Below are 13,827 nucleotides of genomic sequence, written 5' to 3'. Positions count from 1 at the left end.
GTCGGCGGCCTCCGGCGTCTGCCGGAGCGGACAGCGCTCGGACAGCGCGCGATCAGCCCGCCCTCAGGCCATGCATCGTGTCGCGGCGCTACGGTGGTCCGAGATCGCGGGCAGACGCCCGGAGGGGAGTGGAGGACGCCATGACGGACGACAACGGAACCGGCACGGACCAGGGCGCGAGCACGGGCGGCGAGGCCTCCGGACCCCGCGCCGGGTGGTACCCGGACCCGGCGGGCTCGTCCCGTCAGCGCTGGTGGGACGGGACCGGCTGGACGGAGTCGCTCCGCGACGCGCCGGCGGCCACTCCCACCGCCCCGGCCGAGAGCGGGTCGGCGCAGGCCGCCGCGACTCCCGTTCCGCCGACCGCACCGACTCCGCCCGCGCCGCCCGCCGAGCGTCCCGCCTACGGGGAGACGTCGAGCGGAGCGGCGACGAGCTACGGGCAGTCGGCCTCGGGTCAGTATCCGCAGCAGCCGTCGTCCGCCGACCCGCAGCAGAGCTACGGGCAGCAGGGCTACGGCCAGCAGGGCGCCGGTCAGCAGCCGCAGCCGCAGCAGCCCTCCGGCCAGCCGCAGCCGCAGCAGCCCTCCGGCCAGCAGCAGCCGCAGCAGGGCTACGGCCAGCAGGCTCCCCAGCAGTACGGCCAGCAGGGGTACGGCCAGCAGCCCTACGGCCAGCAGCCGCAGCAGCCCTACGGCCAGCAGCAGCCGCAGTACCCGGCCTACGCAGCGGCTCCCGGAGCACCCGTGCAGCAGCGCGACACGAGCATCGTCACGTCCACCCCGTGGATCTGGGTGGTGGTCCTCCTGCCGCTGCTCTCGGCGCTGTCGATCTTCCTCCTCCCGCCGAGCGCGATCGTCGACTCGTCGATGGCCTCGACCTACGGGCCGAGCTCCTCGATGGGGATGTCGACGGCCTACCTCGTCGGCCTCGGCGTGCTCCAGGTCGTCGGCTTCCTGATCTACGCGGCGGAGGTCGTCTTCGCCTTCCTCGACTGGCGCCAGCTGAAGCGAGCCGGCCTGCAGCGTCCGTTCCACTGGGCGTGGGCCTTCCTCGCCGCTCCCTACGTCTACGTGATCGGCCGCAGCGTGGTCGTGAAGCGCGTGACCGGCGGCGGCCTCCTCCCGCTCTGGGTCTTCCTCGGCGTCGTGGTCGTGTCGTTCCTCATCGCGATCGGCTGGACGGTGTCGCTGTTCTCCCTGATGACGCAGGCCTTCGCTCCCGCGGGCTTCTGAACCCGTGAGCGCCGCCGATCTCGTCCTGACCGGCGGCGCCGTCTTCACCGCCGACGCCGTGCGCTCCCGAGCGCACGGCGTCGCTGTCGTCGGAGGGCGGATCGTCGCGGTCGGCGCCGACGCCTCCGACCTGATCGGGCCGCGCACCGAGGTGGTCGACCTCGAGGGCCGGATGCTCGTCCCCGGCTTCCAGGACGCCCACGTGCACCCGGTCTGGGGCGGCGCCGCGCTGCTGCGCTGCTGGCTCGGAGCGGGAGGGTCGCCCGCCGAGCACCTGGCGACGGTCGCCGGGTACGCGGCTCGGGAGAGCGGAGCGGAGTGGATCCTCGGCGGCGGCTGGAACCTGCCCGACTTCCCCGGAGGCACCCCGACCGCCCGCGAGCTCGACACGGTCGTCCCTGACCGGCCCGCCTTCCTCACCAACGCCGACGGGCACGGCGCCTGGGTCAACTCCGCCGCACTGCGCCTCGCGGGGATCGACCGCACGACGCCGGACCCCGCCGACGGCCGCATCGAGCGCCTGGCCGACGGCACCCCCTCCGGGACCCTGCACGAGGGGGCGATGGACGCGGTCCGCCGCCATCTCCCGCCCGCCAGCGCGGACGAGCTCCACCGCGCGCTGCTCCTCGGGCAGGAGACCCTGCACTCGTTCGGAGTGACGGCGTGGCAGGACGCGATCATCGGCTCCTACGGCGATGTGGGCGATCCCGGTCCGGTGTACCGCCTAGCGGCGCTGAGCGGCGAGCTGACCGGGCGCGTCCGCGGTGCGCTGTGGTGGGATCGGGGCCGCGGCGTCGAGCAGATCCCGGAGCTCGTCGAGCGGCGCGCGGCGCTCGCCGCCGACCGCTTCGCGCCGACGACCGTCAAGATCATGCAGGACGGGGTCGCCGAGAACTTCACGGCGGCGATGCTCGAGCCCTACCTCGACGGGCACGGCGGCCACGGTCACGGCGACGGCCTCTCGATGGTCGACCCGCGCCTCCTGAACGAGACCGTGCCGCTCCTGGACGCGGCCGGGTTCCAGGTGCACTTCCACGCGATCGGCGATCGTGCCGTACGCGAGTGCCTGGACGCGGTCGAGCGGGCGATCCAGGCGAACGGGCGCCGCGGCAACCGCCACCACCTCGCCCACCTGCAGGTCGTGCATCCGGACGACCTGCCGCGCTTCCGTGCGCTCGACGTCGCGGCCAACCTGCAGATGCTGTGGGCCTCGCTGGAGCCGCAGATGGTGGAGCTGACGCTGCCGTTCCTCGGTGAGCGGCGCGGCTCGTGGCAGTACCCCTTCGGCGACCTGCTCCGCTCGGGCGCGGTGCTCGCCGCGGGGAGCGACTGGCCGGTGTCGACGCCCGACCCGCTCGCCGCGATCCACGTCGCGGTGAACCGGCTCTCGGCGCCGTCCGAGCGCGAGCCGGGGTGGAGCGAGGAGGTGTTCCTCCCGGAGCAGCGCCTCGACCTCGCCACCGCCCTCTCCGCCTCCACGGCCGGCTCGGCGTGGGTGAACGGCCTGGACGGCGAGTCGGGCTCGATCGCCGTGGGACTCGCGGCGGACTTCGCCCTGCTGGACCGGGACCCCTTCGCCGGCGACCCCCGGGCGATCGGGGACACCCGGGTGCTGGGCACCTGGATCGGCGGCGGGCGCGTCCACACCGCAGCGGACGCGCCCGCCTGATCCGGGTCGTTCAGGAGGCGGCGCTCAGCAGGTGATCGCTCCGCCGATGATCCCCGCGAGCAGCCCGCCGGTCGCGGAGGCGATCGCGCCGGGACCGGAGATCGCGCCGATCACCCCGCCGGTCGCGGCACCGCTGACGCCGCTCCCGGCGACGCAGTGGCCCCATTCGGGCGAGCTCCAGTCGCTGTTCAGGTGCAGGCCGCCCACCGCCGAGCGGGACGCCGAGTCCGGGGCGAAGTGGAAGGTGAGCGTGTCGGAGTCGTCGATCGACCAGTGGCCCGACACGGTGCGGCCGCGTCCGACGTCGATCCTCTCCGGGAGTGCGTCGGACGTCTCGGCGCCGTCCGTGAAGCCGACCCCGCCGCCCGCCAGCTCGACGATCCGCGTGCCGTCGGTGACGTCGAAGGTCACCGTCGACGCCGATCCGCCCCGTGCCTCGAGGTGCACCCGGCTGCTCGTCTCCTGCCTCGCCGGCTCGGCGTGCGCGGCCTGCGCTGTGAACAGCGGCACCGCCAGCAGAGCGGCCGCCGCCGCGACCAGTGCCGTGCTCGTCCTCTGTCGTTCCATCGTCGTTCCCTCCCTCGGATTCCGATCCAGGAGGGAGGGCTCAGCGCCGCCGGTCGACGAGGGCGAGGACGACGGACGCCACCGCTGCCGCGACGGCGGCGGTGACCACGACGTCCCACGGATCCTCGGCGCCCACCGCGGTCGCGACGAGGTGCCCGGCCAGGACGCCGACGAACAGAGCCGGCAGCATCAGCCAGATGCGCCGTCTGCGTCGTGCCGCCGTACCGGCCTGTTCCCTGTCGCTCATGCTCGCCCTCCTGGATTCACCATACAGGTATGGAGTACCAGGCGGTCGCGACGCGCGTCGAGGAGGTGGCGCGATCCGTCAGGCCTCGCTGCGCTGGATGAGGCGGGAGAGGACGATCGCGGAGCGCGTGTGGTCGACGTTGGGCGCGATGCGGACCTTCTCGAGGGCGAGCTCGAGGCTGGGGATGTCGCGCGAGCGGATGTGGACGATCGCGTCGGCGGAGCCGGTGACCGTGCCCGCGTCGACGACCTCGGGGACCGCGGAGAGGATGCGGCGGAGCTCGTCCGGAGCGACGGTGCCGCGGCAGAAGAGCTCGACGTAGGCCTCGGTGGCCATGCCGTCGACCGCGGGGTCGACCTTGATCGTGAAGCCGCGGATCACGCCGTCGGCCACGAGGCGGTCGACGCGGCGCTTCACCGCGGAGGCGGAGAGCCCGACCACGCCGCCGATGTCGCCGTAGCCCGCGCGGGAGTTCTGGCGCAGCAGATCGAGGATCTTCCGATCGATGTTGTCCATGCTCCGAGGATAGGCGCGGCCGGAGCGGCGCCTGGACGGCAGCAGAGTGCCACTGGAGATTCGTGACGCCCGGCTATATAGTTGCTCTCGGTCAATAGTTGATCGCAGTCAACTAGAACCGCCGCCGTGATGAAGAGGAGCCCATGTCACACCCCGAACACCGCGCCGCATCGCGCGGAACCACCGCGCCGCACGCCCCCGCCGGGCCGGACGGCGCCATGTCGCACCGCCAGGTGCTCGAATCGCTCAGCGGCCTGCTGCTGGGCATGTTCGTCTCGATCCTCGCGGGCACGGTCGTGTCGACCTCGCTGCCCCGGATCATCTCCGACCTCAAGGGCGACCAGAACGCCTACACCTGGGTCGTCACCGCGACCCTGCTCGCGACCACGGTCTCCACTCCGCTCTGGGGCAAGTTCGCCGACCTGTTCAACCGCAAGCTGCTGATCCAGCTCGCCCTCGGCCTGTTCGTCATCGGCTCCGCTCTGGCCGGCTTCTCGCAGGACACGAACATGCTGATCGTCTTCCGCGTGTTCCAGGGCCTGGGCGCCGGCGGACTCGCCGCGCTGAGCCAGATCATCATGGCCGACATCATCAGCCCCCGTGAGCGCGGCAAGTACGCCGGCCTCTTCGGCGGCGTGATGGCGATCGGCACCGTCGGCGGCCCGCTCCTGGGCGGCGTCGTGACCGACGCGTTCGGCTGGCGCTGGAACTTCTTCATCGCGATGCCCGTCGCGATCGTCGCGATCGTCCTCCTCCAGATGACCCTCCGCCTCCCCGCGCACCCGAAGCGCAAGGTGCGGATCGACTACCTCGGCGCCGTGCTCATCGCGGGCGGTGTCTCGCTCCTGCTGATCTGGGTCTCCCTCGCCGGCAAGAACTTCGACTGGGCCTCGTGGGAGACCGCGGTCATGGTCGGCGGTGCCGTCGTGCTGCTGATCGCCGCCGTGATCACCGAGCTCACCGTGGCCGAGCCGATCATCCCGATGGGGATGTTCAAGAACCGCACCTTCAGCCTCGCCGTCGTGGCGAGCATCTCGGTCGGCGTCTCGATGTTCGGCGTCGCCGTCTTCCTCGCGCAGTACATGCAGCTGGCCCGCGGAGCCACGCCGACCCAGTCGGGCCTGCTCACCATCCCGATGATGGCCGGCCTGCTGATCGCGTCGACGATCTTCGGCGGGATCATCTCCCGCACCGGCAAGTGGAAGGCGATCATGATCAGCGGCGGCGTGCTCGCCGTGATCGGAACCTCCCTCCTCAGCACCCTCCGCTACGACACGGACCTGGTCCTCGTCGGGATCTACATGGCCGTCCTCGGCGCCGGCCTGGGCATGCTGATGCAGAACCTCGTCCTGGTGGTGCAGAACTCGATCGAGGTGAAGAACCTCGGCGTCGCGACCAGCGCGGTCACGTTCTTCCGCAGCCTCGGCGGCACCGTCGGAGTCTCGGTCCTGGGCTCGATGCTCGGCACCGTGATCGCCGACCGCATCAAGACCGGCATCGCGGGGCTCGCTCCCGCCGACCAGGCTCTCGCCGCGCAGGCGCTGGGCAGCGGCACGATCCCGCAGCCGGCCACCCTGCCCGACGCCGTGCGCGTCGTGGTCGAGAGCGCCTACGGGATCGGCGTCGGCGACGTGTTCCTCTACAGCATCCCGCTCGCCGTGGTCACGCTGATCGCCGTCGTCCTCCTGCCCAACGTGAGTCTCGGCTCGAAGAACGCGGTGCAGCTCAAGGCGGAGCCGACCACTCCGCTGCAGGCCGCGGAGGACGCCCTCATCGCCGCCTCGGACGGCCAGGCGGCGCTCCGCCCCGTCGGCCAGGCCCGGCGGACGGACGACGCGACGCACGCCCGGGAGGGTCGCGAGGCCACTCCCGCCGGACACGGCCGCCACGCCGACGACGAGCGGCAGGAGGAGCCGGTCGGGCACGCACGCCACGCCGCTCCCACCGGCTCCGTCGACGTGATCGAGCGCTCCTGATGCCCGCCGCCGCGCCCTCGGCCGAGGCGCTGCACGAGGTCGAGGAGCAGATCACCGTGCTCGCCGTCCAGGTGCGCCTCGCCGTCCGGGACGCGGCGGCGTCGATCGACCCGGCGCTGCCGCCCTTCGGACTGCGGCTGCTGCGGATCCTCGAGCGCTGCGGTCCGGTCCACTCCGGCGCCGCGGCGGAGCGGCTCGGGGTCGACCGCAGCGCGATCAGCCGCCAGGCCCGCCAGCTCGCCGAGCTGGGCCTGGTCGAGATGACCTCCGATCCCGCCGACGGCCGAGCGCGGTTCCTCTCGCTCAGCGCGGCCGGATGCGAGCGGATGCGCGACCTCGGCGGCCGTCAGCGGCAGCGGATGCAGGAGGCGCTGAGCGCCTGGCCCGAGGAGGACCTGCGTGCGTTCGCGGGATACCTGGAGCGGCTGACCGCGGCGGAGTGACCCGCATGATCTGGACGAGTGGCGCGGACCGACGGGGTCCGCGCCACTTCTGCGTGCGGGCCGCCGGACGCGGCGCGGGCGCGCTGACCGCGTGCCGTCTCGCGCCACCCGGTGCCGACGGCGTCGTGGCCGTTCTACATTTCCTGAGATGTTCTCACTCAGGAGGCGATGACCCTGTTCTCTTTCGACCACGCAGCAGCGGCGGAGCTGGTCCGCGCCTCGGACGAGGCGGCGGAGGCGCTCGCCTCCCAGGGGCTGCTGAGGTCCGTCGCTGCCGAGTACGCGCTGGGCGAGTTCCGCGGCGCGTACGCCGAGCTGTTCCGCCGGGTCTGCGTCTGCGACAGGGAGAATCGCGGTCGGCTGAGCGCCGAGCTGCACGAGCTCGCCGACACGGTTCGGCTCGTGGCACGGAAGGCCGAGGAGGAGCGTCGGCGCCGGGAGGAGTACGCGGCCTGGCAGCGGCGGGCGGACGAGCGCGAGCAGCAGCGCCGCCTCGATCCGGTCGCGGCCCTCGCGGCGGGAGTCGAGGAGGTCGTCGACCGGCCGCCGTCCGATCGGCCGGTCGTGCCTCCGCCGATCCGTGCGCTGTTCTCCCCCCGGTCGGTGCCCCGCACGTCCCCGGGCGGCCCAGTCGCGGGAGGCATGACCTCCGCCGACCCCGAGCGCCTCGACGTCTTCGTCTCGCAGACCCGGCAGGCGGACGAGGCGATGCGCTCCCGGCTCCAGGATCTGATGGCCGCCTGGGGAGCCTTCGGCAACCGCTGCTCGTGGGCGCCGGTCGAGTCCTTCTCGGTGCTCCGGGGCTTCCGCGAGCTGCTGTCGATCGGTGCGGCCGACGCGACCTGGGTCGAGCAGATCTCCCTGGCCTTCACCGCCGCGGGGGGAGCGGCGCTCTCCGTTCCGGTCCTCGACGCCGTCGGCACCCTGGCGCGGCCCCGGGGCGGCCGGAGCCTGCTCGACTCCCTCGCGGCGCTCTCGTCCGACGATCTCGCGACACTCCTGGCGGCGTCGCCCGACCTCGCGGCGCGCCTCGGGCGACTGGCTCCGACCCTCGTGAACGACTGGTGGCGGAGCCTCGACTCCACGGACGGCGCGCGCTTCTCGCCGCAGCAGGAGGCGCTGGTCGCCGGTCTGCCCGGGGTGATCGGGAATCTGGAGGGTGTTCCCTACCGCGCCCGGGTGAGGGCGAACGAGAGGGCGCTGAGGGCGCGGATCGTGGCGCTGAGGAGCGAGGCGGCGGGCCTGCGCGGGAAGGCGGGCGACGGGGAGCGACTCGCGGCGGTGGAGTCGCAGCTGGTGGCGCTGAGGGACGTGCGGGCATCGCTCCGGCGCGGTCTCGGTCAGGACCCGCGCTTCCTCATCTCCCTGACCGCCGACGAGCCTCCGCTCGCCGCCGTCTCGATCGGCGATCCCGACACCGCCACGAACGTCACCTACGCCGTCCCCGGGATGGGACAGACGACGGAGAGCATGACCCGATGGACGAAGGCGTCGCAGAATCTGCAGTCGCTCCTCCCGCCCGGCAGCGCCGTCGTCTCCTGGATCGGCTACGAGACCCCGCCGATGGCGCGGCTCGGCGGGAACGGCATGGACGTCCTCACCTCGAACCAGGCGGTCGCCGGCGGCGCCGCACTCGCCTCGGCTGTCCAGGGGCTCTCCGCGGTCAGGGGCGACGACCTGCCGAAGCCGAACGTCGTCGCCCACTCCTACGGCAGCACCGTCATGGCCGTCGCCGCCTCGCGCTCGGACGTCGAGCTCGGGGTCGTCGTGACGCTGGGCTCGGCCGGCCTCCCGGACAGCGTCGACGAGGCGAGCGACCTGCACGCGGAATCCGTCTTCGCGGGGCAGGCGCGGGACAAGTACCTCGGCGAGACCGAGAGCGGCGACGAGGCCGCGTGGATGGGCCGCGCCTTCAGCTGGAACCACCACACGGATCCCGCTGACGAGGACTTCGGCGCGCGCGTCTTCGGTGTCGAGACCGGAGGCGACGCCGGGAGGATCGTGACGGATCACGCTGCGCTGAAGAGCGACGACGGCGATCTCGCGGGGTACCTCGACACGAACACCGAGTCCCTGCAGAACGCGGCGTGGGCCGTCTCCCGGCGACTCGACCTGCTGACCGAGAACCGGCCGCTCGGACCGACCGCCTTCCAGAAGGCGGTCGTGGGAGCCTCCCATGGCGGGTAGAGGCTCTCCTCAGCGGACGGGCGTCTCGCTGACCGTCGCCGCTCTGCTCGTGATGTCGATGACCGCTTGTGCAACGGAGAAGGAGGCGAGACCGGTGAGCACGATGAGTCCTCGGGAGGGTCGGGACCGGGTGGTGGAGTTCGTGCGGGACTCCGCGGGGCGGCTCGATGTGGAGGGGTGGTGGCCGCGGAGCGGCGCGGCCAGGCCCGATGTGTGCGGCCCCGGCGACCGGGTGAGCGGTGCGAGCTACAGCTACGACTGGTGGGCTCCGGCGGGCACCGATGTCGAGGGGGATGCGCGGAAGGTCGCGGACTACTGGGAGTCGCTGGGGATGACGGTGAGAGTGACCGATTCGACTCCGCGCCCGACGGTCTACGGGCAGGGCGGACCGGTGCTGCGGGCGAGCTTCGTCACCGGCGCTGTCGAGGAGATGTACATGATCGGGGCGGAGATGCCGTGTGCGCCCGGCGATTTCGAATCACTCCTCCTCGAGGACGAGGCTCAGCGCGCGGCGGGCGCGGTCCTTCCGGGTGATGAAGGGGTCGTCCCGAAGCCGGATCCGCGGGACCTCCCAGTCCCCTCCGATCCGTCGGGTTCCGGCTCGGAGGGATGAGCCGCCCCGTCCACCGTGTCCGGATCGGACGATGCCGACGTCGCTTCCGTTGCCGGGGGAGGGGTCGGCCTCAGCGCGGTGCGCCCACCAGCTGCGCGACGTGCACGACGAAGGCGCGGCGGCGGTCGCGCGTCTCCTCCCCGCCCCGGGAGGCGAAGGGGGTGAGGTGCCAGATCTCGCAGAGGCCGAGGAGGGCGATGAAGAGGTCGTCGGCGGACCAGCTCGCGTCGACGACGCCGGTGCGCTGCCACTCGAGGACCCGGGCCTCGGGGGCGGGGACCCCGCCGAGCTGCTCGCCGGCCTCCTCCCAGACGCCGGCTCCCTCCAGGCGCGCCCACGTGAGCAGGCGCAGGAACTCCGGGTGCTCCCACACATGGTCGAACATGCGGCCCGCGAGGTCGGGGAGGTCCGCCGCCTCGGCGAGGAGCGTCTCGTCGAGAGCGCCGAGCGCCTCGACGACGGTCGCGACGAACAGGCCGCGCTTGCCGCCGTAGTAGGCGTAGAGCCGCTCCTTGTTCAGACCCGCCGCCGCGGCCACACGGTCGACCCGGGCGCCCGCGAAGCCGTGGGCGGCGAACTCGACGGAGGCCGCGCGGAGGATCCGCTCGCGTGCGGGCAGCGCCGCATCGGATGTCGGCTCCATGGTTCACCTCCGGGCGCTCGAACGATACACTCTTCTTCGCCCAACCAACTGGTTGGGGTGGTTCGGCCCCGATGACGCGGCTCGGATCCGGACCCGCCGGTCCCGCTCCGCTCCGTGTGAAAGGCCGCCATGCCCTCCCCGTCCGCTCCCTCCTCCGCCCGCCGCTGGTGGGTGCTCGTGATCCTCGCGCTCACGCAGCTCGTCGTCGTGCTCGACGGCACCATCGTCACGATCGCCCTCCCCGCCGCGCAGGCCGACCTCGGCCTCACCGACGTCGAGCGCCAGTGGGTCGTCACCGCCTACGCCCTCGCGTTCGGCGCGCTCCTGCTCCTGGGCGGCCGCATCGCCGACTACACCGGCCGCAAGCGCACCTACCTGATCGGCATGATCGGCTTCGGCGCCGCCTCCGCCTGGGGCGGCCTCGCCACCTCGGGTACCGAGCTGATCGCCGCCCGCGGGCTGCAGGGCGCCTTCGCCGCGCTGCTCGCTCCGGCCGCTCTGGCCCTCCTCACCGTCTCCTTCCCCTCCGGCCGCGAGCGGGGCACGGCCTTCGCCGTCTTCGGAGCGGTCGCCGGAGCGGGCGCCGCCGTCGGCCTCGTGCTGGGCGGGCTGCTCACCGAGTTCGCCGACTGGCGCTGGTGCCTCCTCGTCAACGTCCCCGTCGTCGTGGTCGGCGCGATCGCCGGCCAGCTGCTCGTCACCGAGAGCCGCGCGGAGGGGCGCAACCGCTTCGACGTCGCCGGGACGATCACCGTCGCGCTCGGGCTCGCGAGCGTCGTCTACGGCTTCACCCTCGCCGAGCAGGGCTGGCTCCGCGTCGACACCCTCGGCTTCCTCCTCGTCGGCGTGCTGCTGCTGGCCCTCTTCGTGCGGATCCAGGCCCGCTCCGACCACCCGTCGCTGCCGCTGCGCATCGTCGCCGACCGCGTCCGCGGCGGAGCCTTCCTGGTCCAGGCGATCGTCGGCAGCGTGATGATCGGCTCCACCCTCTACCTGACCCTGCACCTGCAGCTGGTCCTGGGCCTGCCGCCGCTCGAGGCGGGCCTGGCCAATCTGCCGATGACGGTGACGATCATGATCGTCGCCGGAGTCGCCGCCAAGCTGCTGCCGCGCATCGGCCCGCGCGTGCTGATGATCGTCGGCCCGCTGATCGCGGCGGCCGGGCTCCTCTACCTGAGCCGCATCACCCCCGACGGCGGCTACCTCCTCGAGGTGCTGCCCGCGCTGATCCTCCTGGGCATCGGCATGGCGATGGTCTTCGTGCCGCTGCAGAACCTCGCGCTCACCGGAGTCGCGGCCCACGACGCCGGTGCCGCCGGAGCGACCGCGAACGCCGCCATGCAGATCGGCGGCTCGATCGGGCTGTCGATCTTCACGACCCTCTACGCGGGAGTCGCGGGTGAGCAGCAGTCGCCGGTCGCCTTCGTCGACGGCTACTCCGCGGTCTTCGTCGCGGCCGCGATCGGGCTGGTCGTCGCCTCCGTCGTCGCCGTCGCGATGATCCGGGTGAAGAAGGAGGAGTTCCTCGCCCATGCTCCGAAGGAGGCCGTCGCCCACCTGGGCTGATCCCGGCCTAGGCTCGGAAGCGCTATGCAGCCACTGACCGAGACCGAGATCCGCGAGTCCTTCGTCAACGCCTCCCGCAGGGAGGTCGCCGACCTCGCGCTGCCGAAGGACTTCGACGCGCTGGACTGGTCGGTCATCGACCATCTCGGCTGGCGCGACCGGAGGATGGGCCGCCGCGCCTACGTCGTCGTGCCGCTGGAGGAGCGCCTCGTCGGGGTCCTGCTCACCCAGGCCGACGCCCTGCCGCGCTCGCGGGCGCAGTGCTCGTGGTGCCGCGACGTGCAGCTCCCGAACGACGTCGTCTTCTTCGGGGCGCGGAAGGCCGGAGCGGCCGGGCGGGCGGGGGACTCGCTCGGCACGCTCGTCTGCTCCCGCTTCGAGTGCTCGGTGAACGTGCGGCGGCGCCCGTCGGTGGCCTACATCGGGTTCGACCTCGAGGCGGCGCGGGCGCAGCGGATCGCGACTCTGCGGGCGCGCACCGAGGGCTTCGCGCGCGAGGTGCTCGGCGAGGCGTGACCGCGCTCAGCGGCGCGTGGACGCGCGCACGTGCATCCGCTCGCCCTGGCGGCCGAAGAGGCTGAGGAACTCGACCTGCTGCTCGTCGGCGCGGCCGAACCAGTGCGGCACCCGGGTGTCGAACTCGGCGGCCTCGCCGGCCGGCAGCACCAGATCGTGCTCGCCGAGCCGCAGGCGGAGCCGCCCGCTCAGCACGTAGAGCCACTCGAAGCCCTCGTGCGCGCGCTGCTCCGCCGGCTCCGTCACCGGCCCGGCCGGGAGCGTGTGCTTGAACGCCTGGAGCGCGCCCGCGTCGCGGCTGAGCGGCTGGATGACCATGCCGTTCCGGCGCACCGGCCGCCCGTGCACGCGGGGATCCTCCGGCGCGGCGCCGACGAGCTCGTCGAGCGGCGCCCCGAGGGCGCGGGCGATCGGGAGGAGCAGCTCCAGCGTCGCGCGGCGGCCGCCGCTCTCGAGGCGCGAGAGGGTGCTCGCCGAGATGCCGGTCTCGGCCGCGAGGGACGCGAGCGTGCGGTCGCGGCGGGTGCGCAGGCGCCGGAGCCGTGGCCCGACGGCGGCGACGATCTCGTCGTCGGACGGGGCGGGCGGGGTTTCGGGCACGACGCCATCCTGGCACGTGCGGTCGCGCCGCATGCCGGAACGGCACGGATCCTCGCGGCCCAGCCCGGGGCGGCGGAGCATCGACCCAAGACCTCCACCGACGCCCCCACCGGCCCGCCCGTCCCCGCCCCCGCCGACGTCCTGATCCTCGGCGCCTCCTTCGCCGGCCTCGCCGCTGCCACCGCCCTCGGCCGCAGTCTCCGCGACGTCCTCGTCGTCGACGGCGGACCTCCACGCAACGCACCCTCGCCCGGTGCCCACAACGTGCTGACCCGCGACGGCGTCCCGCCCACGGAGCTGGTGCGCCTGGCGCGCGCCGAGGCCGAGGGCTACGGTGCCCGGGTGGTCGAGGGCGAGGCGGTCCGCGCGTCCGCGGGACCCGAGGGCGTGACCGCGACCCTCGCCGACGGCACGGTCCTCCGCGCGCGCCGCCTCCTGCTCGCGATAGGCGTCCGCGACCTGCTGCCGGAGATCCCCGGGCTCGGCGCCCGCTGGGGACGGGACGTCCTGCACTGCCCCTACTGCCACGGCTTCGAGGTGCGCGGCCGGCGGATCGGCGTGCTCGGCAGCTCGTTCGCCGGGCACCAGGCGCAGATGTTCCGGCAGCTCAGCGACCGGACGTCGATCCTGCTCCACGGCGCACCCGCGCCCGCCGGCGACGAGGCGGCGGCGCTGGCCGCCCGCGGGATCGCTCTGGTGCCCGGCCGCGTCGAGAGGGTCCTCGTCGAGGACGACCGCCTGGTCGGCGTGGTGATCGACGGTCGGCGGCACGAGCTCGACGCGCTCGTCGTCGGCCCGCGGGTCGAGGGGCGGCTCCCCGAGGGGCTCGGCCTCGAGCTCGCCGACCACCCGTCGGGAGTCGCGCGGCACCTCGCCGTCGATCCGATGGGCCGGACCGGCGTCGCCGGGGTCTTCGCCGCGGGCTCGCTGGTCGAGCCGATGGCTCAGGTCGTCGCCTCGTCCGCCGACGGGCTGCGCGTGGGCGCGGCGATCAACCACGACCTGATCGAGGAGGAGATCGCCGACGCGCTGCAGGCCGCCTGACGCGC

At 73.4% G+C, this 13,827-nt stretch carries 14 protein-coding genes; 9 read left to right on the top strand and 5 right to left on the bottom strand.

All coding sequences use genetic code 11. The features are described from left to right. Positions 1-140: 140 nt before the first annotated feature. Positions 141-1,235 (top strand): DUF2510 domain-containing protein, encoded by a 1,095-nt coding sequence (locus tag C5B98_RS03840; protein WP_146076884.1) that lies wholly within the window; start codon positions 141-143, stop codon positions 1,233-1,235. A 4-nt stretch (positions 1,236-1,239) separates the two neighbouring features. Beyond that, positions 1,240-2,904, top strand: a complete 1,665-nt coding sequence (locus C5B98_RS03835; protein ID WP_104327358.1) for an amidohydrolase — start codon at positions 1,240-1,242, stop codon at positions 2,902-2,904. 24 nt (positions 2,905-2,928) lie between these two features. On the opposite strand, the gene C5B98_RS03830 is transcribed toward C5B98_RS03835, so the two are convergent. From C5B98_RS03830 to C5B98_RS03825, 3 genes are all read right to left on the bottom strand, one after another. Continuing rightward, entirely contained in the window at positions 2,929-3,471 is a 543-nt protein-coding gene (locus tag C5B98_RS03830; protein ID WP_104327357.1) for a hypothetical protein, read from the bottom strand. Positions 3,472-3,511: 40 nt separating this feature from the next. Next, on the bottom strand, positions 3,512-3,718 hold the full coding sequence (locus C5B98_RS16585; RefSeq protein WP_146076614.1) for a hypothetical protein: 207 nt from the start codon (positions 3,716-3,718) through the stop codon (positions 3,512-3,514). Positions 3,719-3,796: 78 nt separating this feature from the next. Further along, positions 3,797-4,234, bottom strand: coding sequence for an Lrp/AsnC family transcriptional regulator (locus C5B98_RS03825; protein ID WP_104222855.1), 438 nt, complete (start codon positions 4,232-4,234; stop codon positions 3,797-3,799). Between the two features lie 218 nt (positions 4,235-4,452). Here C5B98_RS03825 and C5B98_RS03820 point away from each other — a divergent pair, with 218 nt between their 5' ends. From C5B98_RS03820 to C5B98_RS03805, 4 genes are all read left to right on the top strand, one after another. Next, a complete protein-coding gene (locus tag C5B98_RS03820; RefSeq protein ID WP_104222854.1) occupies positions 4,453-6,210 on the top strand; it encodes an MDR family MFS transporter in 1,758 nt (585 codons plus the stop codon). Further along, a complete protein-coding gene (locus tag C5B98_RS03815) occupies positions 6,210-6,653 on the top strand; it encodes a MarR family winged helix-turn-helix transcriptional regulator (protein WP_104222853.1) in 444 nt (147 codons plus the stop codon). Before C5B98_RS03820 ends, C5B98_RS03815 begins: the two co-directional genes overlap by 1 nt. Before the next feature lie 168 nt (positions 6,654-6,821). After that, on the top strand, positions 6,822-8,840 hold the full coding sequence (locus C5B98_RS03810; RefSeq protein WP_104327356.1) for an alpha/beta hydrolase: 2,019 nt from the start codon (positions 6,822-6,824) through the stop codon (positions 8,838-8,840). Between the two features lie 49 nt (positions 8,841-8,889). Next, complete coding sequence (locus C5B98_RS03805; protein ID WP_146076883.1) at positions 8,890-9,453, top strand: hypothetical protein; 564 nt, start codon at positions 8,890-8,892, stop codon at positions 9,451-9,453. A 70-nt stretch (positions 9,454-9,523) separates the two neighbouring features. Here the strand turns inward: C5B98_RS03805 and C5B98_RS03800 are convergent, their stop codons facing one another. Continuing rightward, positions 9,524-10,096: a TetR family transcriptional regulator gene (locus tag C5B98_RS03800; protein WP_104222850.1), complete on the bottom strand. Its 573-nt coding sequence runs from the start codon at positions 10,094-10,096 to the stop codon at positions 9,524-9,526. Between the two features lie 129 nt (positions 10,097-10,225). On the opposite strand from C5B98_RS03800, the gene C5B98_RS03795 reads away from it, so the two are divergent. Together C5B98_RS03795 and C5B98_RS03790 are read left to right on the top strand one after the other, a co-directional pair. Then, positions 10,226-11,662, top strand: a complete 1,437-nt coding sequence (locus tag C5B98_RS03795; protein ID WP_104260398.1) for an MFS transporter — start codon at positions 10,226-10,228, stop codon at positions 11,660-11,662. Positions 11,663-11,686: 24 nt separating this feature from the next. Continuing rightward, a complete protein-coding gene (locus tag C5B98_RS03790; protein WP_104327355.1) occupies positions 11,687-12,178 on the top strand; it encodes an FBP domain-containing protein in 492 nt (163 codons plus the stop codon). Between the two features lie 6 nt (positions 12,179-12,184). On the opposite strand, the gene C5B98_RS03785 is transcribed toward C5B98_RS03790, so the two are convergent. After that, a complete protein-coding gene (locus tag C5B98_RS03785; RefSeq protein ID WP_258059383.1) occupies positions 12,185-12,778 on the bottom strand; it encodes a helix-turn-helix domain-containing protein in 594 nt (197 codons plus the stop codon). A gap of 141 nt (positions 12,779-12,919) precedes the next feature. On the opposite strand from C5B98_RS03785, the gene C5B98_RS03780 reads away from it, so the two are divergent. Continuing rightward, positions 12,920-13,822: an NAD(P)/FAD-dependent oxidoreductase gene (locus C5B98_RS03780; protein ID WP_258063436.1), complete on the top strand. Its 903-nt coding sequence runs from the start codon at positions 12,920-12,922 to the stop codon at positions 13,820-13,822. Positions 13,823-13,827: the final 5 nt, after the last annotated feature.

Source organism: Rathayibacter sp. AY1A5 (assembly GCF_002930875.1).
Classification (GTDB): domain Bacteria; phylum Actinomycetota; class Actinomycetes; order Actinomycetales; family Microbacteriaceae; genus Rathayibacter.
Note: the sequence above shows the minus strand (reverse complement) of the source record. Positions and strands in the feature narration are given on the sequence as shown.

Coding starts and splice junctions, on each gene's coding strand:
- C5B98_RS03800 (WP_104222850.1), bottom strand. CDS start 10,096: ATGGAGCCGACATCCGATGCGGCGCTGCCCGCACGCGAGCGGATCCTC.
- C5B98_RS03815 (WP_104222853.1), top strand. CDS start 6,210: ATGCCCGCCGCCGCGCCCTCGGCCGAGGCGCTGCACGAGGTCGAGGAG.
- C5B98_RS03790 (WP_104327355.1), top strand. CDS start 11,687: ATGCAGCCACTGACCGAGACCGAGATCCGCGAGTCCTTCGTCAACGCC.
- C5B98_RS03795 (WP_104260398.1), top strand. CDS start 10,226: ATGCCCTCCCCGTCCGCTCCCTCCTCCGCCCGCCGCTGGTGGGTGCTC.
- C5B98_RS03820 (WP_104222854.1), top strand. CDS start 4,453: ATGTCGCACCGCCAGGTGCTCGAATCGCTCAGCGGCCTGCTGCTGGGC.
- C5B98_RS03810 (WP_104327356.1), top strand. CDS start 6,822: ATGACCCTGTTCTCTTTCGACCACGCAGCAGCGGCGGAGCTGGTCCGC.
- C5B98_RS03825 (WP_104222855.1), bottom strand. CDS start 4,234: ATGGACAACATCGATCGGAAGATCCTCGATCTGCTGCGCCAGAACTCC.
- C5B98_RS16585 (WP_146076614.1), bottom strand. CDS start 3,718: ATGAGCGACAGGGAACAGGCCGGTACGGCGGCACGACGCAGACGGCGC.
- C5B98_RS03840 (WP_146076884.1), top strand. CDS start 141: ATGACGGACGACAACGGAACCGGCACGGACCAGGGCGCGAGCACGGGC.
- C5B98_RS03830 (WP_104327357.1), bottom strand. CDS start 3,471: ATGGAACGACAGAGGACGAGCACGGCACTGGTCGCGGCGGCGGCCGCT.